Here is a 22,086-nt window from a genome sequence, read left to right on the forward strand (position 1 = left end):
GGGGTTTTCCTGATGAAGAAAGCGAAAGCGTTATCTTTATTGACTGTTCCTGCGTTAGCTGTTGGTATGCTAGCAGCATGCGGACCAAAAGAGGACAGCAAAAAAACAACAGACAACAAGAAAGTGGATGACAAAACACTTGTTGTTTGGGAAGACAAAGACAAATTAAACGGCATTAAAGATGCGGTTGCAAAATTTGAAAAAGAAAACGGTGTTAAAGTTAAGCTTAAAGAGCTTAACACAACAGACCAATTAAAGCAGCTTCGTCTTGACGGACCAGCTGGAACAGGTCCTGATATCATCACTTTACCGCATGACCAAATTGGCGGCGCTGTAACAGAAGGCTTGCTTGCTGAGATTAAAACTGACAAAGCTAGCACGTTTACAGACGTTGCAATCAATGCAGAAAGCTACCAAGGTAAATTATATGGTTTACCAAAAGCAATCGAAACACCTGTATTCATTTATAACAAAAAGTTGATGCCACAAGCTCCTAAGACAATGGAAGAGCTTTACACATTCTCTAAAGGCTTTACAAAAGACGGCAAATACGGTTTCTTGGCTCTTTGGGACAACTTCTACTTCGCGAACGGCGTACTTAGCGGTATGGGCGGCTTCGTATTCGGCGGTGAAGCGGGTAACCTTGACCCAACGAAACTTGGCTTGAACAATGATGGCGCTGTAAAAGGTGCTGACTACATTGCGAAATGGTACAAAGAAAACCTATTCCCGAAAGGTATTATCGGTGAAAACGGCGGCGCTGCAATGGACGCTTTATTCAATGAAAGCAAAGCTGCAGCTGTTATGAACGGACCATGGGCATTCCAAGGTTATAAAACAGCAGGTATCGACTACGGTGTAGCTCCAATGCCAACACTTCCAAACGGCGAGCGCGTAAAAACATTCTTGGGGGTAAAAGGATACCACATTTCTTCTTACTCTAAGAAACAAGAATTGGCTACAAAATTCCTTGAGTTCGTAACGAACGAAGAGAACTCTAAAGTACGTTATGAGCAAACAAAAGAAATTCCACCTGTGAAGTCTCTAATTGATACATTCACTGACGAAGGTGCAAAAGCAGTTGCGGAGCAATCTCAATCTGCAATTCCAATGCCAAACATTCCTGAAATGGGCGAAGTATGGGCACCAGCTGCAAGTGCATTACAAAACATCGTAACTGGCAAGTCTGATTCTAAGAAAGCTTTAGATGAAGCTGTTAAGCAAATTGATACAAACATCAAAACAAATCACAAGAAGAAATAATATAACACTCAATAGGGTTGTGCCCCAAACCGGGGCACAACCTCCTATTCATAAAGGGTAATGAGTAGAGAAGGGGGAACCCAGAAATATGGAACATATTGTACAACCTGCACAAAGTACAAAGCATGCAAAGCTAGCGACGCTGTTGTCCATTATTCCAGGAATTGGACAGATGTATAACCGTCAAATTTTAAAGGGTATTCTTTTATTTGTTTTAACGGGAGCTTTTTTCATTGCATTTAGAGATTTGTTAAACATGGGGTTATGGGGACTTGTTACACTTGGCGAAGAAGTGCCACGTGATCATTCCATCTTTTTATTGGTAGAAGGTATCTTGGCAATTATTGTTGTAGGATTTGGTCTGGCAATTTATGGATTTAATTTGAGAGATGCATATGTAAACGGTAAAAAACGCGATTTGGGTATTCCACTTAACTCGGTAAAAGAGCAATATCGCAACCTGATCGACAATGGATTTCCATACTTAATGATCACGCCGGGTTTTGTTTTACTTGTATTCGTTGTTATCTTCCCAATTTTATTCGTTATTTTGCTTGGTTTTACAAACTACGATTTGTATCACTCGCCACCGGCGAAGCTTGTGGACTGGGTAGGATTCCAAAACTTCGTTGAGTTGTTCACATTACCAATGTGGCGCGATACATTCCTTAGCGTATTAGGCTGGACAATTGTTTGGACATTTACCGCAACAACACTACAAGTTGGGCTAGGTATTTTCCTTGCGATTTTAGTAAACCAACCCGATCTAAAAGGAAAGGCAATTATCCGTACTATTTTCATTTTACCTTGGGCCGTGCCTGCATTCGTTTCTATTCTTGTGTTTGCAGGGATGTTTAATGAATCTTTTGGTGCAATCAACAACCAAATCCTAGCGATGTTTGGAATCGATCCCAAACCATGGATGACAGATCCATTCTGGACAAGAACAGCAATTATTTTATTGCAAACTTGGCTTGGATTCCCTTTCATCTTCGCAATGGTTACTGGTATTTTGCAGTCTATTCCGGCTGACTTATATGAAGCTGCAACAATTGATGGCGCAACAATCTGGCAAAAATTTACGAAGATTACGTTGCCTCTTGTGTTATACGCAACAGCTCCAATTCTTATTACGCAGTACACGTTTAACTTTAACAATTTTAACTTAATTTACTTGTTTAACGGTGGTGGTCCTGCGGTACCTGGACAAAACGCCGGCTCAACAGACATTTTGATTTCTTGGATTTACAGCTTGACAATGACATCTTCACAGTACGGGAAAGCTGCTGCCATCACATTGCTGCTATCCGTAGTTGTTATTACAGTAGCATTATGGCAATTCAAGAGAACAAAATCATTCCAAGAAGAGGATATGATGTGATATGAATCTAAAAACAGAAAGAGCGATTCGGCTCACTTTATCGTATATCGTTGTTTTGATTATGTCTGCTATCGTTTTGTATCCGGTTGTATGGATTATCGGTTCATCGTTTAACCCGGGTGATAGCTTGTCAGGTTCGACTATGATTCCGAAGAACGCATCTTTGGTTCATTATAAGGATCTATTTGATACAAGCCAAAGCAATTATTTGCTTTGGTACTGGAATACATTGAAGATTTGTTTAGCAACAATGTTCTTTTCTGTATTGGCGATTAGTTTTACGGCTTATGCGTTCTCACGCTATCGTTTTGTTGGTCGTAAAAATGGTTTGGTAACATTCCTTGTATTGCAAATGATTCCAAACTTTTCAGCATTAATCGCGTTGTTCATTTTAGCGCAATTAACAGGTTTAATTGATACGCATCTTTCATTGATTTTGATTTATGTTGGCGGTGCCATCCCAATGAATACATGGTTGATGAAGGGCTACTTGGATACAATTCCAAAGGAGCTGGATGAGTCAGCACGCATGGACGGTGCAGGTCATTTCCGTATTTTTATTCAAATTATCATGCCGCTTGCAAAACCAATTATCGCGGTTGTAGCATTGTTCAACTTTATCGGACCGTTCACCGACTTTATTATCGCGAAAATCTTGATTCGATCTGAAGAAAAATATACATTAGCTGTTGGATTGTATGATTTAGTAGCGAAGCAATTCGGTAACGAATTTACAAAATTCGCTGCAGGGTCTGTTCTAATCGCAATTCCAATTGCTATACTATTCTTGTCGCTTCAAAAGTACTTTATTTCCGGTCTAACTGCTGGAGGTACAAAAGGATAAGAATGGGAAGGGAAGGAGGAGCGGAGATGTGCAAAAAAGTGATATCACTATTGCTAATCCCGTTTCTTCTTTTTTATGTTCAGCCAATTTTGGCTGCTGAAAAAGAAGAAAAAAACTGGCAAGATGAATCGATTTATTTCATCATGGTTGATCGGTTCAACAATGGGGATCAAAAAAATGATTTTAACGTAGACCCAGAGAATTTAAAAGCATATAACGGAGGCGATTTGGAGGGAATTATCAAGCGTCTGGATTATATTCAAAAGATGGGGTTTACAGCGATTTGGCTAACACCTGTTGTCGATAATGAACAAGGTGGATACCATGGTTATTGGACAAACGATTATTTCAAGGTAGAAGAGCATTTCGGTTCTATGAAAGATATGAAACGGCTCGTCAAAGAGGCCCACAAACGGGATATGAAGGTACTTCTTGATTTTGTCGGCAACCATACCGGCTATAAGCATCCGTGGTTAAAGGATCCGGCTAAGGTAAATTGGTTTCATGAAAATGTGCCTATTTTAGGTGAGGATCAAACCTCAGTAGAAAACGGATGGTTGGCAGGCTTGCCGGATTTAAATGTAGAAAATCCTGAGGTGAAAAAGTTTCTAATTGATAATGCCAAATGGTGGATTCAGCAAACAGATGTAGATGGATTTCGTCTTGATGCAGTTAAGCACGTACCAAAAGCATTTTGGAGTGACTTTAGCAAAGAAGTGAAAGCGGTTAAAAAAGACTTCTTCCTGATTGGAGAAGTATATAATAACGATCCTACGTATATCGCAGAGTATGAAGCAACTGGGATTGACGCTTTTTTGAATTTCCCATATCAAAAGGAAATTACAGCAGCCTTCAGTAAGCCGAATGTATCGGCAGAGCGATTGTTTAACCAGTGGAAGCGTGATGAACGATTTTATCAAAATCCGTACTTGCTTGGCACATACCTTGATAACCATGATTTAAAACGCTTTACAAGGGTGGCGAAGGAGAACAAACAGCATCCGCCGACACGTTTACGCTTGGCGCTTACGTATCTATTTACATCACCGGGTATTCCAATTATGTATTATGGCACAGAAATTGCGCTTGATGGCGGCGAAGATCCTGATAATCGAAGACTGATGGATTTTAAAACAGATGAGGACTTTCTCCAATACATTAGCAAGCTGGGCGAGCTACGCAATGACTTACCAGCACTACGCCGCGGCACATTTGAAATGCTGTATGATGAAAATGGCATGAGCGTATTTAAACGGGTATATAAAGAGGAAGTCATTATTACTGCCATCAATAATACAGATAAAACGCAAACCGTAGAGCTTACACATGAGCAGTTAGAAGGAAACAAGGAGCTTCGAGGTCTTTTGCAGGATGATCTTGTTCGAGATAACAACGGTTATAAGCTTGTAATTGATCGAGAGCAAGCAAACGTATATGCGCTTGCCGAAAAAAGCGGCTTAAATATATGGTTTATTGGTTCCATTGCTGCCGTTATTATTTTATTTATTACATTTTTGTTTTTAGCAAAAAGAAGGGGTATAAAGCGCGCTTCATAAAAAATTCACTCAGAAAGCGTCAGCTTTCATTTGTTTGATGATATAATGAAAACGGTTCATAAGGAGGATGGTGTGAATGGCTGTTACCATTAAAGATGTTGCAAAAAAAGCTAATGTTGCACCTTCCACAGTATCACGTGTTATTGCCAACAGTCCTCGCATTAGCGAGAAAACCAAAAAGCGCGTTCGTAAAATTATGGATGAGCTCGGTTACCATCCAAACGTCAACGCCAGAAGTTTGGCGAATCAAACCACGCAGGCAATCGGACTAATCATGCCGAGTTCGGCCAATAAATCGTTTCAAAATCCGTTTTTTCCGGAAGTAATGCGTGGCATTAGTTCCTACGCACATATCAAGGATTATTCTCTGTACATGAACACGGGAGAGACCGAAGAGGAAATCTTTGAAGGTGTGGTGAAGATGGTACAGGGCAAGCGAGTGGATGGAATTGTTGTACTTTATTCTCGTATGAACGACTTGGTCATTCAATACTTGACTGAACAGCAGTTTCCATTTGTCTTAATTGGGAAACCTCATCACGCTAGCGAAGAGATTACGTACATTGATAACGATAACTATATGGCTGGTCGAGAAGTTACAGAATACTTGATTTCTCTTGGACATGAACATATCGCCTTCATTGGCGGAAGCCCCGATTTAATGGTAACGAAAGAGCGTCTTGCCGGCTTTAAAGAAGCCATTAAGCTTGCGGATTTACGTCTGCCGGACGAGTATGTATTTTATATGGATTTTCTTCGTGAAGGAGGACAGCTTGCCGTCGAAAGGCTCATGTCTTATGAACAGCCTCCAACGGCAATTGTCGTAACTGATGATTTAATGGCAATGGGTGTACTAAGCACACTTTCGGAAAAAGGATATCACGTACCGGATGATGTTTCTGTCGTGAGTTTTAACAATGTAATCTTTTCCGAAATTGCTTGTCCACCGTTGACCTCTGTGGATGTTCGCATTTTCCAGCTTGGTTACGAGGCTGTGAAAAGCTTAATTGAAAAAATTGAAATGCCGGAACAATCATCGCGAAATATTGTCGTGCCGTATAAGATTATTAAAAGACAATCTTGTAAACAAATGAGTGAGAGTCAGCTATGTCCATAACATAGCTGGTTCTTCATATAAAATGCGCAAACGATTGCATTAACAAAAAAGGAAAAGGTGATAACTATGAAGCGTTTATTTCAAGTAGATCCATGGAAAATCATTGAAACAGAGCTACATAAGGAAGAATTCCGTTTGGCGGAGAGTATGAACAGTCTTGGAAACGGTCACATGGGAATGCGCGGTAACTTTGAAGAAACATATAGCGGCGATTTTCATCGCGGTTCTTATATCGCAGGTGTTTGGTTTCCGGATAAAACACGTGTTGGCTGGTGGAAAAATGGCTACCCGGATTACTTCGGAAAAGTAATCAACTCTGTAAACTTCATTGGTATTCGCGTATTGATTGAAGGACAAGAAGTTGATTTATATACGGCAAACGTAAAAGAGTTCTATCGTGAACTTGATATGCAGCATGGTGTCTTAACACGCCGTTTCACAATCGAGCAAGATGGTAAAGAAACAGCGTTTGAAGCAGTTCGTTTCTTATCTGTCGCAGAGAGTGAACTTGGCGTTATAAAATATACCGCAAAACCATTAAACTACGATGGTATCATTACATTCGTTCCTTATTTAGATGGCGATGTACGCAATGAAGACTCCAACTATGATGAAGATTTTTGGGTACATGTGAGCCAAGAGGTTACAGAATATGAAGGCTCTATCGTCATGCGCACAAAAGACAACCCATTTGGCACACCAACATTTGAAGTTGCGGCGACAATGAAGGTAGAAGTAGTTGGAAACGTAACCAGCGTCCAACAGGCAAGCAAAGAAGAATATATTGATAACACAATTGCAGTAGCAGCGAAGCGAGGAGAGGAAGTGACGCTTTATAAATATGTAGCCGTCACAACAGATCGAGATTATGACCGCGCCGAGCTTGTGGGGAAAGGAAAAGAAGTATTGGCACGTAACCTAGAAAAGGGCTACGAAACCATTCTTGCTGCGCATCAACAAGGCTGGCTAAGCCGCTGGGAAATTGCTGACGTAGAAATTAACGGTGACAACGAAGCACAACAAGGCATCCGCTTTAATCTGTTCCAACTATTCTCGACTTACTACGGAGAAGATGCAAGATTAAACATTGGACCAAAAGGCTTTACAGGTGAAAAATATGGCGGTGCTACGTACTGGGATACAGAAGCGTACGCAATTCCGTTATACCTTTCAACAGCGAAGCCAGAAGTGGCGCGCAATTTGGCCATTTATCGCCACAACCAATTGCCGGAAGCATATGTGAACGCAGGCAAGCAAGGTCTTGCAGGAGCATTATATCCAATGGTAACATTCACGGGTATTGAGTGCCACAACGAATGGGAAATTACATTTGAAGAGATTCACCGTAATGGCGCCATTGCTTATGCCATTTATAACTATGTAAATTACACAGGCGATAAAGCTTACTTACACGAGTATGGCATTGATGTGTTAACAGGTATTTCTCGCTTCTGGGCAGATCGTGTCCATTATCATGCGAAAAAAAACGTCTACATGATGCATGGTGTTACAGGTCCAAACGAGTACGAAAACAATGTTAACAACAACTGGTATACAAACACCATTGCGGCTTGGACACTCGAATACACATTGGAGACAGTGAAGTACCTGCAAGAAAACGGTCATGCTGAGCGTGTTTCTGGTTTGCAGATTACAGATGAAGAGCTAGCGAAATGGCAGGATATCATTGAAAAGATGTACTATCCGTATGATGAGGAGCTGGGCGTATTTGTGCAGCACGATACATTTTTGGATAAGGATCTGCGCACAGTTGATACGCTCGCAGCGGAAGATCGTCCATTAAATCAAAAATGGTCATGGGATAAAATTTTGCGTAGCTGCTTTATTAAGCAAGCGGATGTACTGCAAGGGATTTACTTCTTTAACGACCGTTTTACAATGGAAGAAAAGCAACGTAACTTTGCGTTTTATGAGCCAATGACGGTTCATGAGTCCAGCCTATCCCCATGTATCCACTCTATTTTGGCAGCGGAGCTTGGAATGGAAGAAAAGGCGTATGAAATGTACAATCGCACAGCACGCCTAGATTTGGATAACTACAACAACGATACAGAAGACGGTCTTCATATTACAAGTATGACTGGCTCTTGGCTGGCAATTGTGCAAGGCTTTGCGGGCATGCGCACAAGCAACGAAGCGCTTTCCTTTAGCCCATTCATTCCGAGCGCTTGGGACAGCTATTCCTTCAATATCGTATACAGAGGACACAACTTTAAAGCGGCTGTAACAAAAGAACAAGTAACCTTCACACAATTTGAAGGCGCAGACCTACAAATTCGCGTCTATAACGAAGAAATCACATTGCCAGAAGGCGGTACGGTTTCGGTGAAGGTAAAGAGATAAGGTTTTAATGAAGAAACTCCTTGTATGAGGAGTTTTTTTGTTTGTTAAATTTGAAACGTGGACATGTAATGGCCCCGTAGGAACAGCAGCCATTACAGTAAGCGGAAATACAGTTGCGTATACGGTCACAGATGCAAATGGCCGATAACCAATATGGTCAAGGGAATCGTATTACAAGCTCCATTCAGTACGATAGAGCCACGCAAAAGTATAAGAAGCCTTTCTTTCTGTGCTAACAGAGATTAGGTGTCCCGCAAGAGCGTCTTGCGGAGCACGAGAGAAGCGAAAAGAGAGGTTAGGTGTCCCGCAAGAGCGTCTTGCGGAGCACGAGAGAGGGAATAACAGAGATTAGGTGTCCCGCAAGAGAGTCTCGCGGAGCACGAGAGAAGCGAAAAGAGAGGTTAGGTGTCCCGTAAGAGAGTCTCGCGGAGCACGAGAGAAGGAATAATAGAGATTAGGTGTCCCGCAAGAGCGTCTTGCGGAGCACGAGAGAAGCGAAAAGAGAGGTTAGGTGTCCCGTAAGAACGTCTTGCGGAGCACGAGAGAGGGAATAACAGAGATTAGGTGTCCCGCAAGAGAGTCTCGCGGAGCACGAGAGAAGCGAAAAGAGAGGTTAGGTGTCCCGTAAGAACGTCTTGCGGAGCACGAGAGAGGGAATAACAGAGATTAGGTGTCCCGCAAGAGCGTCTTGCGGAGCACGAGAGAAGCGAAAAGAGAGGTTAGGTGTCCCGTAAGAACGCCTTGCAGACCCCGAGAGAGAGTAAAAGAAGAAGCATCCGCCTGGACGGATGCTTGTCTTATTATTCTTTAATTGCTGCTTCCAACGCCATGATAATCATATCATTAAATGTTGTTTGGCGTTCTTCTGCTGTTGTTTCTTCACCAGTGAAGATGTGATCGCTCACTGTTAGAATAGATAGTGCCTTTGCATCATATTTAGCTGCAAGTGTGTAAAGTGCTGTTGTTTCCATTTCTACTGCAAGTACGCCGTATTCACCTAGTTTTTTCACCATGTCCATGCTTTCACGGTAGAATACGTCTGCTGTTAAGACGTTCCCAACGCGTACCTTTAGGTTCTGTTCTACTCCGGCTTCGTAAGCTTTTTTCAGTAGGTCGAAGTTTGCACAAGGTGCAAAGTCAAAGCCTGGGAATGTCAGGCGGTTCATGTTAGAGTCTGTGCATGACGTCATTGCGATGATTACGTCGCGCACGTTAACATCTTTTTGAATACCACCGCATGTACCAACGCGAATCAATGTTTTAACGCCGTATTCGCGCATTAATTCGTTTACATAGATGGAGATAGATGGTACACCCATACCTGTTCCTTGTACAGATACACGCACGCCTTTGTATGTGCCAGTAAAGCCAAGCATACCACGCACGTTGTTATAGCAAGTTACATCTTCTAAAAATGTTTCTGCGATGTATTTCGCACGAAGTGGGTCTCCTGGAAGAAGGATGCGTTCTGCAATTTCACCTTGTTTTGCTTCAATATGTACACTCATGTAGGGCCGCTACGGTCATGCCGTAGCGGCATTCACCTCTCTTTACGATTTAGTTAGATTTGTTTCTATGATTTCACTTCGTCTAGTGACGGAGAAAATCGCACATGCAAGTGCCAGTAGGATAAATACAACGCCGGCCCAGGCATTATATAAGACAGTGCTTTTTTCAATAACAATGCCCCCAATAAGGGAACCCAGTGCAATGCCAAAATGACTTGCGGACGTATTTAATCCCATCTGGATGTCAGCTGTTTCTGGGGCGCATTCAATGAGATAGGTTTGCTGAGCAGGTGCAATCGCCCAGCTTAGCGCGCTCCAGATTACAAGAATAATTAAAAATACATACAAAGGCAGCTTTGTCGTAAGCGGTAGAATGGCTAGGACAATTGCGAACAATGAGATGATGGTTAGAATGGAGCGCTGTGGCCCCCATTTATCTGATAACCACCCTCCTAAGCCGCCTCCTGTGACCGCTGCTGTGCCAAATATAAAATATACAGCAGTGACAATACTTGGCGCAAGTCCGAGTGCATCCTGCAAGAACGGTGTTAAGTACGCGTATAGCGTTAAATGTCCTGTCAGCATAAAAAATGTGATGAACTGCGCACTCAGAATTTTACTGCTGCGTAAAGCTTGAATTTGTTTTCGAATTGGTACGACAGGCTTTGGTTCAATTGGGTCAAGTAGTTTATAAATACAAACCATAGCTACAACTGTCAGAACAGACATGACAATAAATGTTGTACGCCAACCAAAAGCATTGCCAATTACCATACCGAACGGAACCCCAAGCACAAGCGATGCACTAATGCCCATAAAGACTGTGCCAATTGCACGTCCTTGATACGCAGGTGCTACAATGCCAGATGCGATTGTGATGGTAAGTACAATCAGCAATGAGCCGGTAATGGCTGTTAGAATTCTTGCAATCATGAGCATTGTATAATCAGCACTCATTGCCGCAAGAATGTTGCCAAGTAAGAATACAAACATCGTCCATATATAGAGTTGTTTGCGCTCCATTTTTGCGGTTGCGTTCAGCAAAACGGGGGCTGAAAGGGCGAAAAACAATGAAAACACCGAAATCAGCTGTCCGGCTGCTCCAATCGAAACACCTAAATCATCAGCAACGAGGTTTAAAATGCCGCCAATGATAAATTCAACTGTTCCGACGATAAAGGCGGCCGCCGCCAGAATATATACGCGCATGTTCATGAAGACGTCCTCCTTTTATAAAAGTTACTACTAAAATAGTAACCTTTTGTGTATGGAACGGCAAGAGATTTTTTTAAAACAGCAAATAAGCCACTGTGTGAAACAGGGCTTATTTTATTGAAGTGTATTTTCACAGTTTGAGAGGAAAACTTTAACCCTATGTTGAATTGTTAATGTAATAAAGTGGTATTTTTTAAAAAGTATTAGTCTCCAATGGTTTGATGTGATAATGGGGTGAATGGGTGTATTTTAGTTTTAGACGCCTCAACTTTTCGAATGGAGGGAAAAAGTGAATGAAAAAACAGGTGATAAAGGGTATAATGTTGATTTTGATCTGCAGTGTTAGCACAAGTTGTATATCAGCTGGAGCAGAAAAAAACGAGAGTAAGGATAACGTAGTAAAACAAAAGGGTGTTGAATGTAAAGAAGGAACAGTCAATAAAAATGAAGGTGAAGTAATAAGTTTTGAGGAATATAGGAAGCTTTTTGAACAACTTAATGATTCGATTAAAGTAGATGGATACACACTAAAAGCAAGTAGTCTGGGACCGGATGTTACTGCAATTGATAAGGATTTAAGTTTTGGAAAACGTGAATGGATAACAATTGATGGAAAGATGAATAACACAGAGCCAGAAAGTACGCAGGAAATGCTCTTTTTTGAGAACGCACGTGGTACAAGTCAAATTACAATTACTGTTGGTTATATGGATAATTATATAGCTGAAGATTTGTTGATATATCCAACAAACAGAGGTTACGATGAGTTGAATAGGGAGTTGGCAGATAAGACTGATTCAATTGTGGTAGCTTATAAGAACATATTAATCTCGGTGCAACAAGTTGCGACTCAAAAAGCAGATATGGTAGCTACGCAATCCGCATTGCGAGAAGTCATAAAAAATTTAAAAAAACCCCCTAATAACTAAAAAACCTATTTTCTGAATATATGGAAAATAGTATATTGTTAGTAAGGAGTTGAAAAACCCTGAATATTATTAGGAGGAGATTGATACATGGATATTTCTAAAGTAACAAAGATAGTAACTGTAGCTACTTTGAGTTTAGGAATGGCATTATCATCTGGGATTTCGACATACGCTGCAACCAAGGGTCCAAACAAGCAATTCCGCAACATGTTTTAGAGAAGGTGAAAGCCAAAGAGCAATATGATGATGACCTTCCGGAAGTACGAGCTTGGGAAGTGGACCTAAATGGTAATGTTAAAGAAGTTGTGCCTCTATCTCAAAGAGCAGGTCTTCAAACGATTTCAAAAAGTGGACATTCCAAATTGTTAATTTGTGTTGGCGATTCCGTAATAGAGGAGAAAAAGACATATAAAAATTGATATTTTTCCAAAAATGATGTATAGATTCTTAAGGTAAATAGACCATATGCGTTTTTGCAAGAAGGAGTTGAAGAAAAATGGATATAGCAACACTTGTCGGTCTTATAATGGGTATTGTTGCCGTATTGCTTGGAATGTTCTTCAAACATGTAGCATTTTCAGTTCTCCTAAACCCTGCTGCATTTTTTATTATCATAATTGGAACTGCAGCAGCCGTTATAACCGCATTTCCTGGTAATGAGTTAAAAAAGGTTCCGAAATTATTCAAAATTCTTTTCACAAAAGCAAAGCAAATGGAAGGCGCGGATATTATTAAGATGTTTGTTGAAATGGCACAGGAATCTAGGAAAAATGGAATTTTATCTTTGGAAGCGAAAATTGCAGAACTAGAAGATCCATTTCTGAAGCGAGGAATTAATTTCATTGTAGATGGTCAAACACCTGAGTTTGTGAGAAATACACTGACAGAGGAAATTGAAGCAATGGAAGAGAGGCATCACGGCTACGCTGGAGTGTTTACACAAGCTGGGACATATGCACCGACTCTTGGAGTGTTAGGGGCGGTTATAGGCCTAATTGCTGCCCTTGGTAATATGGGGGACACAGATGCATTAGGACATGCGATTTCTGCAGCTTTCGTTGCTACCATGTTAGGGATTTATACAGGTTATGTTTTGTGGCATCCATTCGGTAATAAGTTAAAACGAAAATCGAAGTCAGAGGCAAAACTAAAATATATGATGATTGAGGGAATTTTGTGTATTCAAAGTGGTTTGCATCCCGCTATATTGGAAGCGAAAATGGTTTCATATCTTCCTGAATCTGAAAGAGCAAAGGTTTCAGAAGATAAAGGGGATAAAGGAGATAAAGGAGGGAGTTAGGAATGGCAAAGAAACAACAACATGATGAACATATGGATGAATCGTGGTTAATTCCTTATGCAGACCTCCTTACATTGTTATTGGCATTATTTATTGTTCTTTTTGCAATGAGTACGATGGATGCTAAAAAATACGAAAAAATGAGCCAATCTTTTAATACCATATTCGATGGTGGTTCAGGAAATCAAAACTTCCAAAATCCGGTTCCAACTACAAATGGAACTGAGTTACCGGACGAAGTGTTGGAGAATAATAAATACTATAAACTGTATGATAACATTCGTTCTCAAGTTGTTGAACAGACTGAAACGCAACAAGCAGATGGATATATAAATGATAAGCAACTAGGAGAACGGTGTTTGTCAAGATAGTTGTCGCATATCCCTTACTTTGTAGTGAAAGGCATTTCCCTGTCCTTACATACTTCTATTTTGTATGTAAGGAAGAATGGATGCTTGAGGTTACGTGCCAACAACTATGTGATTTGCGTTTCTTCTTTCTTTTCTTTCATTGGATTTAAAGCTACTGATTGATGCGGACTCCAGTCCCTTGTTGATCTTGACCATCTCTCTGGATGTTTTTATCTCGCTTGTTCATATACTTCTTTCCGCTTTTCAAGTATCTCAATATGCGCACCGTTATGGCATTGTTCCGGTGTCACAAAATTGATTCCACTGTGTACATGTACGCAGTTATACCAGTTTACGAATTTCATGCCCCATTCTCTTGCCGCAATCAGTGTCTGAAAGCCTTTATACGGATACTCCGGCCGATATTTTAATGTACGGAATATCGCTTCCGAATATGGATTATCATTACTTACACGTGGTCTTGAATAGGAGCTTTGTATCCCTAACTTTTCGAGTAACACTTGAAAAGTTGCGGCTTTCATCGGGCTTCCATTATCAGCGTGCAGCACGAGCGGTTTCCCTTGTATGTTCTCGCTAATTACAGCTCTCTTCATCAATTCTTCCGCATATCTTGCCTCTTCTGTCTCCCAAATCTCCCAACCGACTATCTTTCTACTAAAAATATCAATAATCAAATAAAGACGGTAAAATATGCCTTTCACCGGCCCTTTGAGCCACGTAATATCCCATGTCCAGACCTGATTCGGTGCAGTAGCCAAATGACTTTCAGGTAATTTCCTCTCCGCGCGCTTACTTCTCCCGCGGTGGTGCTGCATCTGATTCTCCCGAAGTACACGATAGAAGCTAGATTCAGAGGCAATATAAATCTTTTGGTCCGCTAGTTTCGGTACGATTTGAGTCGGTGGTAAATTCGCGAACTCTTCTTTCTTTACCACTTCTAACATTTCTTGTTTTTCTTCTTGCGTTAGTTTATTTTTCGGTATTGGCCGCACGGCCAAGGGGCGTTGATCTTCCTTGACGCCACCTTCTGAAACCCAGCGTTCATATGTGCGTACACTGATATGTAGCTCCTGGCATGCCAGTGCCAACCGCGCACCATTTTTGTTTGCTTCTTGGATGAGTTCTACTGCAAGCACGCGATCTGACGAGCGAATCATTCTTCCTCTTGGTCCCCCCAGATCGCTTGGGCCTTTTTTCGTAACAGTAATAAAGCTGCCGCCTCTGCCAGAGCTTTCTCTTTTTTACGCAAATCTTTTTCTAATGTTTTTGCACGGCGCTTTTCTTCTTTTAAGTCTTGATGTAACTGTTTCGTTTGAGGTGTTTCATTTCCATTCGCACTCAGGCACGCCTCACGCCATGCCTCAATTTGTTCCTTATATAAGCCTTTCTTACGGCAATATGCTGCGAGCTCTGCTTGGTTCATTGCGTATGTTTCCATCACAATCAAAAACTTATCTGCGCTGTTCCACTTATCGGCTCCTTGTCCATCTCCAGGTGCAGCAGTTCCAGCTACACGTGCATCCTTCCGCCACTTATACAACGTAGCCTCTGTGATACCAGTTTCCTCACTAAGTCGGCTAATGGCTTCATTGTTTGGGGGCATCATTCTTTTTATAGCCGCTTCTTTCATTTCTTTCGTATATCTTTTTCCTAATTTTCCTGTCATGTCGATCAACCTCCGTGTTTACTTAAGTATAACACTAAAGTTCTATACGACATCTATCCTAACAGAGGGGGATAACTGCAATCACACACTACCCGTTCCGCTTTTTCATCTAAAAAAGCCTATCAACACTAGTATTTTAACCGCAACAACAACCGTCTAATTTCTTCATCATGATTGAGTTGATCTAAATATTTGTCAGTAATACGAACTAAAGCGACGTCATGATAGAAGAAGTCAATAAAAAATTTTACGAAGGGTTGTGCCATTGTTCGCATGGCTTGCCAATTTCCTCCCTCTACGCCAGCGAAAAGAACTTCCTTGTGGTCAGCTACGACAAGCTGAAATCTCTCTAAAACCTTGTGTTCTTCAGACGGAATCAGGCTATGCAGATGAGATAAGTTTGTTTCTATGCGGCCAATCACTAAGCCCTCAATAGCTACACCTTGTCGTTCCTTTTCTTCAAGAAGGGGAATATAAGGAGCCAAATCATCATGCCACGCCGAGATGTAAATGGATTCACTTGCTTCTTCAATCAGCATTTTACAACCTGCATCAATAGAAGAGCGAACCTTTAAGCTCCACACTCGATCGTCTCCAAAGTTTTTTTGAGATTTACGATTTTTAAGCTCAGTAATGTTTGTTTGGAAATCCTGTGTCAGTTTTTCAATGACAATATGTATTGGCAAAGCAGCATATAGCTTTTTCTTTTCTGATACAGTGTCCATAATAAGCCCCTTATCGATCATACGAGATAAAACTTCATATATCTTTGCCTTTGGAACACCGGAATATTTAACAATTGTTGTCGCATCCATAGGCTCATCTCCAGCGCTGAGTGTTTCGTATACTTGACTTTCATATTGAGAAAAACCAAATTTTTGAAGCATGCTTCCTCCTTGGGATAAACATAGAATCATTCGTTCTTTTTTATACAAGATTATACTATACGAAGTACAGATGGAAGAACAGCTCTTATGCTTGGGAAAAGCATATAAGTAAAGAAAAGATCTTTTTTCTATTGTTACAAGGTTTGTCATGTGAACGGAAAAGAAGAAGCTCTCACCTTTTGTGAGAGCCTGTGTTTAAATAACATATAGGAATACGCATAAGAAATGAGCGAGGCTACCGAGCATAATGAAAATATGGAAAATTTCGTGATAGCCCATATATTTAAAAGCCAGTAGCTTTGGCTTCATGCCGTAAATGATACCACCGATTGTATAAAGCATACCACCGAGAATGAGCCAAAATAGTCCTTGTGGATGAAGTGATTTTGCCAGTGGAGAAGCTGCGAATATAATCATCCAGCCCATGGCAATGTACAAAAAAGTGGATAGCCATCTTGGGCAATGAAACCAAATCATTTTAAATACAATACCACATACAGCTATCGCAACAACAGCTGCAAATAATGTCCAGCCGGTGATGCCGCGCAAGGTTACAAGGCAAAAGGGCGTGTAAGAACCAGCAATTAAAATAAAAATCATAGAATGGTCAAGTCGTCTTAAAAAAGAAATAACATGGTCTTTGGCAATCACCATATGATAGGTCGCTGAGGCGGCATACAATAAAATCATGCTGACGCCGAATACGATGACAGCAGCAACTGCCAGCGGAGAACTTTCTGCCGATGCTTTAATGACCATCGCCAAAAGGGCAATAAACGACAAAATGGCTCCAGCTAGATGAGTTAAGCCGTTAATAGGTTCGCGAATGTACGTTTTCATACCAAAACCTCCTATAACTACTTTATGTAGTTTTTAATACTACTTACTATAATACATACGATGCGTTATGTAGTCAATGTTTTATATCGGTTATTTGTGTGCTACAATGAAAATACATATTGTTGTAAAAAAGGAGTTTTAAATTGTGAAGGATATAGAACAAATCATAGCAGAGCTACAGCTAGGGAAGCAGCTTACGCTTTCAGATATGCCCAATATAGATTTATACATGGATCAAGTCATTCAACTGTTTGAGAATGTGTATGGAGAAACAACGCGGGATAAAGATGATAAGGTTTTAACAAAAACGATGATTAATAACTATGCAAAAGGAAAGTTGTTGCCTCCTATTAAAAATAAGAAATACAGCCGCGAACATTTAATGATGATGAGTCTGATTTATCAGCTTAAAGGTGTACTATCCATACAAGATATAAAAAAAATGCTGGATTATTTGCAACAAGAAATGGTAGACGGTACGCTTGATTTAGCTGAATTTTATAGTCAATATTCAGAGCTTCTTATCGGTAATGCAGAACGATTTCAAACAGAAGTACTTGCTGAAAATAAAAAAATGCAATCGCAGGAAGAACGAATTCTCTTCATTGCTTCTCTTGTCAATATGAGCAATCTATACCGAAAAGTAGCGGAGAAGTTAGTAGATGAATTATAAAAAAACGCCGAGATTTCTCGGCGTTTTTTCAGCGGTAGTTGATAAACTGCACGTCTACCGATAAGTCAGCTTGACGTACAGCGGCGATAACAGCCTGCAAATCGTCGCGATTTTTTCCTGTTACGCGAATTTGATCTTCTTGAATTTGACTTTTTACTTTTAGCTTCAAATCTTTGATGATGTTATTAATTTTCTTTGCATCATCACGGTCAATGCCTTGTTTGATAGATGCATGTTGACGTACAGTTCCGCCTGACGCATTTTCAAGCTTACCGTAATCCAGGTTCTTAATGGGAATACCACGTTTGACTAGCTTGCTGATTAGGACGTCTTTTAGCTGACTAAGTTTGTAATCATCGTCCGATACAAGTACAAGACCATCTTTTTCAACGGTAATGTTGCTTTTACTTCCTTTAAAGTCATAACGTGTTTGAATCTCTTTTAAAGCAAGATTTACCGCATTTGTTACTTCAGGCATTTCAATTTTGGACACAATATCAAATGAGCTTTCTTTTGACATGAAGACACCTCCATAAAACTTGTCTAGCTTTATTATAAGGAAATTTGGGGATTTCGACAAATGGAGGAAGAATCATGTTATAATGGAAAGTCGTTTGGCACATAACGTTAAAAGCAGCTTCTTTGTGAGGCAAAGCGCGTTTCATACAATATTGTAAACAGAAAAGAGGAATGAAAATGTTGCAACCAGGAAATGTACAAATGGTGACGGTTCTTCGTGAAACGGAAATCGGTTATATGGTTGGTTATGATACGGAAGAAGTATTTTTACATAGAAATGAAGTAGCGGGAGAGATTGAAGAAGGCGATTCCATTGATGTGTTTTTATATTTTGACCACCAAGGTCGTTTAACGGCAACGATGAAAACGCCGCTTGTGACAACAGAGGATTACAGCTGGGCAACAGTTGTAAAGGTGTTGCCACGCACTGGTGTATTTGTTGATATTGGCGTGTCTAAGGATATTTTAATGCCGCATGATGAATTGCCGGGCTATCGTGGTGTTTGGCCAGATGAGGGCGATGAAGTATACTGCCGTCTAAAAGTGACGGGGCGCGGAAATTTGATTGCCCTTCGTGCCCCAGATGAGGAAATTGAAGATATGATGGTGGAGGCAACGCCGTCTATGCAAAATAAAAATGTGAGTGGTCGTATTTATAAAACAATGCATGAAGGATCTGCTATTTTTACGGACGAGCACTTTATCGGCTTTATTCATCACACGGAACGCAGGGAAGAGCCACGTATGGGACAGCGTGTATCGGGCCGTATTATTAATGTAAAAGAAGATGGAACGATTAACGTATCACTGCTTCCTCGTAAGCAGGAAGGTATGGACGTAGATGCACAGATGATTTATGAGTACATGGAAAGCCGCGGCGGTGCCATGCCGTTCTGGGATAAAAGTGACCCTGTTGATATTCAGGAACGCTTCTCGATTAGCAAGGCCGCGTTTAAGCGCGCGCTTGGTAAGTTAATGAAGGAAGAAAAAATCTATCAAGAAGAAGGTTGGACATATTTTAAACGCTAAAAAGCACGGGTGTACACCCGTGCTTTTTTGTGGAGAACCTTAGGTTCTGTGCCTAAGCGGTCGGCTTCCGCTTTTCTTATAAATGATCTGTTTTTTCTGAGTAGGAGTGCTTGCCGTTCATGGCGTTTTTAGCGCGCTCTAGGTTTTTTTGGCGACGCTTTGCGTTGTTGTCTTTTGCTTTTTTATCGTTGTCGCTTGTGTTAGACATAGAAATGCCTCCTTGTAGGTTATGGGTTTAGCTTTCCCGTTTCCGTACAGACTATGTATGAGGAAGGAGCGAGTGTTTTGGAGCTGAAGTTACCTTATACAGAGTTAGTGAAGAAGCTGTTTATTGTGATGCTTGGCGGCGTTTTAAATGCAGTTGCCATGAATTTATTTTTAATTCCAGCAAACGTATATGCCAGTGGTTTTGCGGGATTGGCGCAGCTGTTGTCGCGCGTGCTTGGTGATTTTACGCCAATTAGTATTTCTACCGGTATTTTATATATTGCATTTAATATACCTGTTGTTATATTAGCGTGGCTGAAGGTAGGGCGGTCGTTTACAATCTTTAGCTTTATTAGCATTGCGTTTACCACACTTTTTTTAGAGATTATTCCAATTAAAACTGTATCGACTGATATCATATTGAATGCGGTATTTGGTGGTGTAATTGCGGCAATTGGTATTGGTTTAACATTAAAATGGGGCGCTTCAACAGGAGGACTGGACATTATCGCGATGATTTTGTCTCGTATTAAAGATAAGCCATTGGGTACATACTTTTTTACATTTAATGCGTTTATTATTTTAACAGCAGGTTATTTGTATGGATGGGAAAAAGCATTGTATACCCTTGTGTCTTTATATGCTTCGACGCGCTTAATCGATGCGATTCACACACGGCACGTCAAGCTGACAACATTTATTGTAACGAAGCATGGGCCAGAGCTACGCAAAGCTATTCATGCCCACCTTGTGCGCGGCATTACAAGCCTTCCTGCAACAGGTGCATTTACAAATGAAAATAAAGAAATGCTGATGATTGTGATAACGCGCTATGAGTTGTATGATTTACAGCGCATTATCCATGAAGTGGACCCGAAGGCATTCACAAACGTTGTACATACGGAAACTGTGTTAGGGTTGTTTCGAAAAGAATAAAGGAGAGTCAAGCGACTCTCCTTTTTACTATTGCAAATCTTGTAATTGCTGTTGCATGTCACGCAGCTGTGTTTTTTCCGCTGTAGAAGAATTTGCATAGGCGGATGAGAGTGCATTTTTTGCCTTCTCCACCATCTGCTGTTGTTCGGCCCCTATGCACTGAACGGCCTGGGTCACTGCATCCCTCGCTTGCTGAAATAGCATATTGCCCATTATATCCCTCCTAAAGAAGAGTTATTGCGTTCTTTTTGTGCTTCGGCTTCGGCCAGGGTTAAATGATACGGGATTTTCTCATCATGTTTCATAACAGCATCAGATCCTTGTTGTACGAAACGTTTTGATTTGTTCTTTTTGCCCATCATATACTCCCCCTCTACATTGGCTGACACTTTTTGTGTCTTTTGTAGTATGTGTCAAAGCAAGAGAGCTATGAATGGAAATTATAAGCCAAACAAATCCTCTAAATACAAAGCAATGCCATCTTCTTCATTTGTTAGCGTCACATCATTGGCCAAGCTTTTCAGTTCATCAATGGCATTGCCCATAGCCACGCCGCGTCCGGCAAATTCAATCATTTCAAAATCGTTGTCTTCATCTCCAAAAGCAATAACATGTTCAGGGGAGATGTTGTAGTAATCAGTCAGCATTTTAAGACCAACAGCCTTATTCATGCCGGTTTTTACGATTTCAATAATATGCCATGGCGCAGCCCAGCGGCGGTGGTCAATGACTTCTGCATGCACGTCTGTTAGATGCGCTCGAATTTCTTCCACCATATGTTCATCTGCATCAATAAGCAAGCATGTCGGGTCATGGTTTAAAATATGTAACAGGTCGCCTGTGTACACTTTGGGAGAACCAAATTGGAAAATATGTTTCATGCCTTCATCAATTTGTTTTACGTATACATCATCAATAACTTCAGCATAGATATTCTTAATGCCGAACGATGCACAAGCTTCTACAATTGCTTTTGCGGTTTGTAGTTCAAGTGGTGTGTGATAGCTGCCCCATGATGTGTCCAGCGGGTGATGAACATATGCACCATTGAAGTTGACAATAGGTGTATCAAGCTGCAGTTCTTGATAATACAAACTGCTTGCCCGGTAGGGACGGCCTGTTGAAATTGCCACCAAATGTCCCTGAGCGCGCGCCTTTTGTAGGGCGATTTTCGTTCGAGCCGAAATGGTTTTATTGTCCTTCAGCAAAGTACCGTCTAAATCTACTGCAATAAGATGTTGGTTTCGCATAGTTTCACCTTTTATCTGAAATATTTTTACAATTCCATCTTACGCTCTTTTACATAAGGTTGTCTACTCATGATTGAAAAAGTCAAGGTAAACATGGATGAATTTTTGTAAAATCAGAAAAATATGTACAATTTGTGAAAAGGGTTTCATAAGGAAAAGAAAGCGCTTATAATAATATATGTAATCTTCTCGTATAAGTTGTTTGACTCTCCTTGTTAGCTGGCCGAAGTG

At 40.8% G+C, this 22,086-nt stretch carries 23 protein-coding genes; 12 read left to right on the forward strand and 11 right to left on the reverse strand.

The annotated features are described in order from the left end of the window. Nucleotides 1–12: 12 nt before the first annotated feature. The 6 genes from MUG87_RS16960 to MUG87_RS16985 all read left to right on the forward strand — a co-directional run bounded on the left by MUG87_RS16960 (nt 13) and on the right by MUG87_RS16985 (nt 8,525). Nucleotides 13–1,263: an extracellular solute-binding protein gene (locus MUG87_RS16960; protein ID WP_247083722.1), complete on the forward strand. Its 1,251-nt coding sequence runs from the start codon at nt 13–15 to the stop codon at nt 1,261–1,263. Between the two features lie 88 nt (nt 1,264–1,351). Further along, nucleotides 1,352–2,644 (forward strand): carbohydrate ABC transporter permease, encoded by a 1,293-nt coding sequence (locus MUG87_RS16965; RefSeq protein ID WP_247083724.1) that lies wholly within the window; start codon nt 1,352–1,354, stop codon nt 2,642–2,644. A 1-nt stretch (nt 2,645) separates the two neighbouring features. Beyond that, nucleotides 2,646–3,488 carry a sugar ABC transporter permease gene (locus MUG87_RS16970; RefSeq protein ID WP_247083726.1) on the forward strand — a complete coding sequence of 281 codons (843 nt, stop codon included), beginning with the start codon at nt 2,646–2,648 and terminating at the stop codon, nt 3,486–3,488. A 26-nt stretch (nt 3,489–3,514) separates the two neighbouring features. After that, on the forward strand, nt 3,515–5,044 hold the full coding sequence (locus tag MUG87_RS16975; RefSeq protein ID WP_247083728.1) for an alpha-amylase family glycosyl hydrolase: 1,530 nt from the start codon (nt 3,515–3,517) through the stop codon (nt 5,042–5,044). A gap of 76 nt (nt 5,045–5,120) precedes the next feature. Next, nucleotides 5,121–6,161, forward strand: a complete 1,041-nt coding sequence (locus tag MUG87_RS16980) for a LacI family DNA-binding transcriptional regulator (protein ID WP_247083730.1) — start codon at nt 5,121–5,123, stop codon at nt 6,159–6,161. Between the two features lie 60 nt (nt 6,162–6,221). Next, complete coding sequence (locus tag MUG87_RS16985) at nt 6,222–8,525, forward strand: glycoside hydrolase family 65 protein (RefSeq protein ID WP_247087754.1); 2,304 nt, start codon at nt 6,222–6,224, stop codon at nt 8,523–8,525. Between the two features lie 800 nt (nt 8,526–9,325). On the opposite strand, the gene deoD is transcribed toward MUG87_RS16985, so the two are convergent. Further along, complete coding sequence (deoD, locus tag MUG87_RS16990; protein WP_247083732.1) at nt 9,326–10,033, reverse strand: purine-nucleoside phosphorylase; 708 nt, start codon at nt 10,031–10,033, stop codon at nt 9,326–9,328. 42 nt (nt 10,034–10,075) lie between these two features. Then, nucleotides 10,076–11,248, reverse strand: coding sequence for an MFS transporter (locus MUG87_RS16995; RefSeq protein ID WP_247083734.1), 1,173 nt, complete (start codon nt 11,246–11,248; stop codon nt 10,076–10,078). Nucleotides 11,249–11,541: 293 nt separating this feature from the next. Here MUG87_RS16995 and MUG87_RS17000 point away from each other — a divergent pair, with 293 nt between their 5' ends. From MUG87_RS17000 to MUG87_RS17010, 3 genes are all read left to right on the forward strand, one after another. Further along, complete coding sequence (locus MUG87_RS17000) at nt 11,542–12,177, forward strand: hypothetical protein (protein ID WP_247083736.1); 636 nt, start codon at nt 11,542–11,544, stop codon at nt 12,175–12,177. A 496-nt stretch (nt 12,178–12,673) separates the two neighbouring features. After that, nucleotides 12,674–13,477, forward strand: coding sequence for a flagellar motor stator protein MotA (gene motA, locus MUG87_RS17005; protein ID WP_247083738.1), 804 nt, complete (start codon nt 12,674–12,676; stop codon nt 13,475–13,477). 2 nt (nt 13,478–13,479) lie between these two features. Continuing rightward, nucleotides 13,480–13,848 (forward strand): flagellar motor protein MotB, encoded by a 369-nt coding sequence (locus MUG87_RS17010; RefSeq protein WP_247083740.1) that lies wholly within the window; start codon nt 13,480–13,482, stop codon nt 13,846–13,848. A 209-nt stretch (nt 13,849–14,057) separates the two neighbouring features. On the opposite strand, the gene MUG87_RS17015 is transcribed toward MUG87_RS17010, so the two are convergent. The 4 genes from MUG87_RS17015 to MUG87_RS17030 form a co-directional block, all read right to left on the reverse strand. After that, entirely contained in the window at nt 14,058–15,005 is a 948-nt protein-coding gene (locus MUG87_RS17015) for an IS3 family transposase (RefSeq protein ID WP_247083742.1), read from the reverse strand. Further along, complete coding sequence (locus tag MUG87_RS17020; protein WP_247083744.1) at nt 15,002–15,514, reverse strand: transposase; 513 nt, start codon at nt 15,512–15,514, stop codon at nt 15,002–15,004. The genes MUG87_RS17015 and MUG87_RS17020 overlap by 4 nt, the downstream gene beginning before the upstream one ends. A gap of 128 nt (nt 15,515–15,642) precedes the next feature. Next, nucleotides 15,643–16,401, reverse strand: a complete 759-nt coding sequence (locus tag MUG87_RS17025; protein WP_247083746.1) for a TrmB family transcriptional regulator — start codon at nt 16,399–16,401, stop codon at nt 15,643–15,645. A 195-nt stretch (nt 16,402–16,596) separates the two neighbouring features. Continuing rightward, nucleotides 16,597–17,241 carry a PAQR family membrane homeostasis protein TrhA gene (locus MUG87_RS17030; protein WP_247083748.1) on the reverse strand — a complete coding sequence of 215 codons (645 nt, stop codon included), beginning with the start codon at nt 17,239–17,241 and terminating at the stop codon, nt 16,597–16,599. Between the two features lie 145 nt (nt 17,242–17,386). Between MUG87_RS17030 and MUG87_RS17035 the strand changes: the two genes are divergently transcribed. Beyond that, nucleotides 17,387–17,914, forward strand: coding sequence for a DUF1836 domain-containing protein (locus tag MUG87_RS17035; protein WP_247083750.1), 528 nt, complete (start codon nt 17,387–17,389; stop codon nt 17,912–17,914). Nucleotides 17,915–17,942: 28 nt separating this feature from the next. Here the strand turns inward: MUG87_RS17035 and MUG87_RS17040 are convergent, their stop codons facing one another. Next, the gene (locus MUG87_RS17040; RefSeq protein ID WP_247083752.1) at nt 17,943–18,434 is read right to left on the reverse strand and encodes a YajQ family cyclic di-GMP-binding protein; all 492 of its coding nucleotides are present in this window, start codon (nt 18,432–18,434) and stop codon (nt 17,943–17,945) included. Between the two features lie 176 nt (nt 18,435–18,610). Here MUG87_RS17040 and MUG87_RS17045 point away from each other — a divergent pair, with 176 nt between their 5' ends. Next, nucleotides 18,611–19,462 (forward strand): CvfB family protein, encoded by an 852-nt coding sequence (locus tag MUG87_RS17045; protein WP_247083754.1) that lies wholly within the window; start codon nt 18,611–18,613, stop codon nt 19,460–19,462. Nucleotides 19,463–19,538: 76 nt separating this feature from the next. Here MUG87_RS17045 and MUG87_RS17050 read toward each other — a convergent pair whose 3' ends face one another. Then, a complete protein-coding gene (locus tag MUG87_RS17050) occupies nt 19,539–19,670 on the reverse strand; it encodes a DUF3941 domain-containing protein (protein ID WP_247083756.1) in 132 nt (43 codons plus the stop codon). Between the two features lie 77 nt (nt 19,671–19,747). On the opposite strand from MUG87_RS17050, the gene MUG87_RS17055 reads away from it, so the two are divergent. Beyond that, complete coding sequence (locus MUG87_RS17055; RefSeq protein ID WP_247083758.1) at nt 19,748–20,605, forward strand: YitT family protein; 858 nt, start codon at nt 19,748–19,750, stop codon at nt 20,603–20,605. A gap of 27 nt (nt 20,606–20,632) precedes the next feature. Here the strand turns inward: MUG87_RS17055 and MUG87_RS17060 are convergent, their stop codons facing one another. The 3 genes from MUG87_RS17060 to MUG87_RS17070 all read right to left on the reverse strand — a co-directional run bounded on the left by MUG87_RS17060 (nt 20,633) and on the right by MUG87_RS17070 (nt 21,855). Then, entirely contained in the window at nt 20,633–20,818 is a 186-nt protein-coding gene (locus MUG87_RS17060; protein ID WP_247083760.1) for a DUF3813 domain-containing protein, read from the reverse strand. Continuing rightward, nucleotides 20,818–20,964: a competence protein gene (locus MUG87_RS17065; RefSeq protein ID WP_124565401.1), complete on the reverse strand. Its 147-nt coding sequence runs from the start codon at nt 20,962–20,964 to the stop codon at nt 20,818–20,820. Before MUG87_RS17065 ends, MUG87_RS17060 begins: the two co-directional genes overlap by 1 nt. 81 nt (nt 20,965–21,045) lie before the next feature. After that, the gene (locus MUG87_RS17070; RefSeq protein ID WP_247083762.1) at nt 21,046–21,855 is read right to left on the reverse strand and encodes a Cof-type HAD-IIB family hydrolase; all 810 of its coding nucleotides are present in this window, start codon (nt 21,853–21,855) and stop codon (nt 21,046–21,048) included. Between the last annotated feature and the right edge of the window lie 231 nt (nt 21,856–22,086).

Origin of the sequence: Ectobacillus sp. JY-23 (assembly GCF_023022965.1) — a bacterium.
Classification (GTDB): domain Bacteria; phylum Bacillota; class Bacilli; order Bacillales; family Bacillaceae_G; genus Ectobacillus.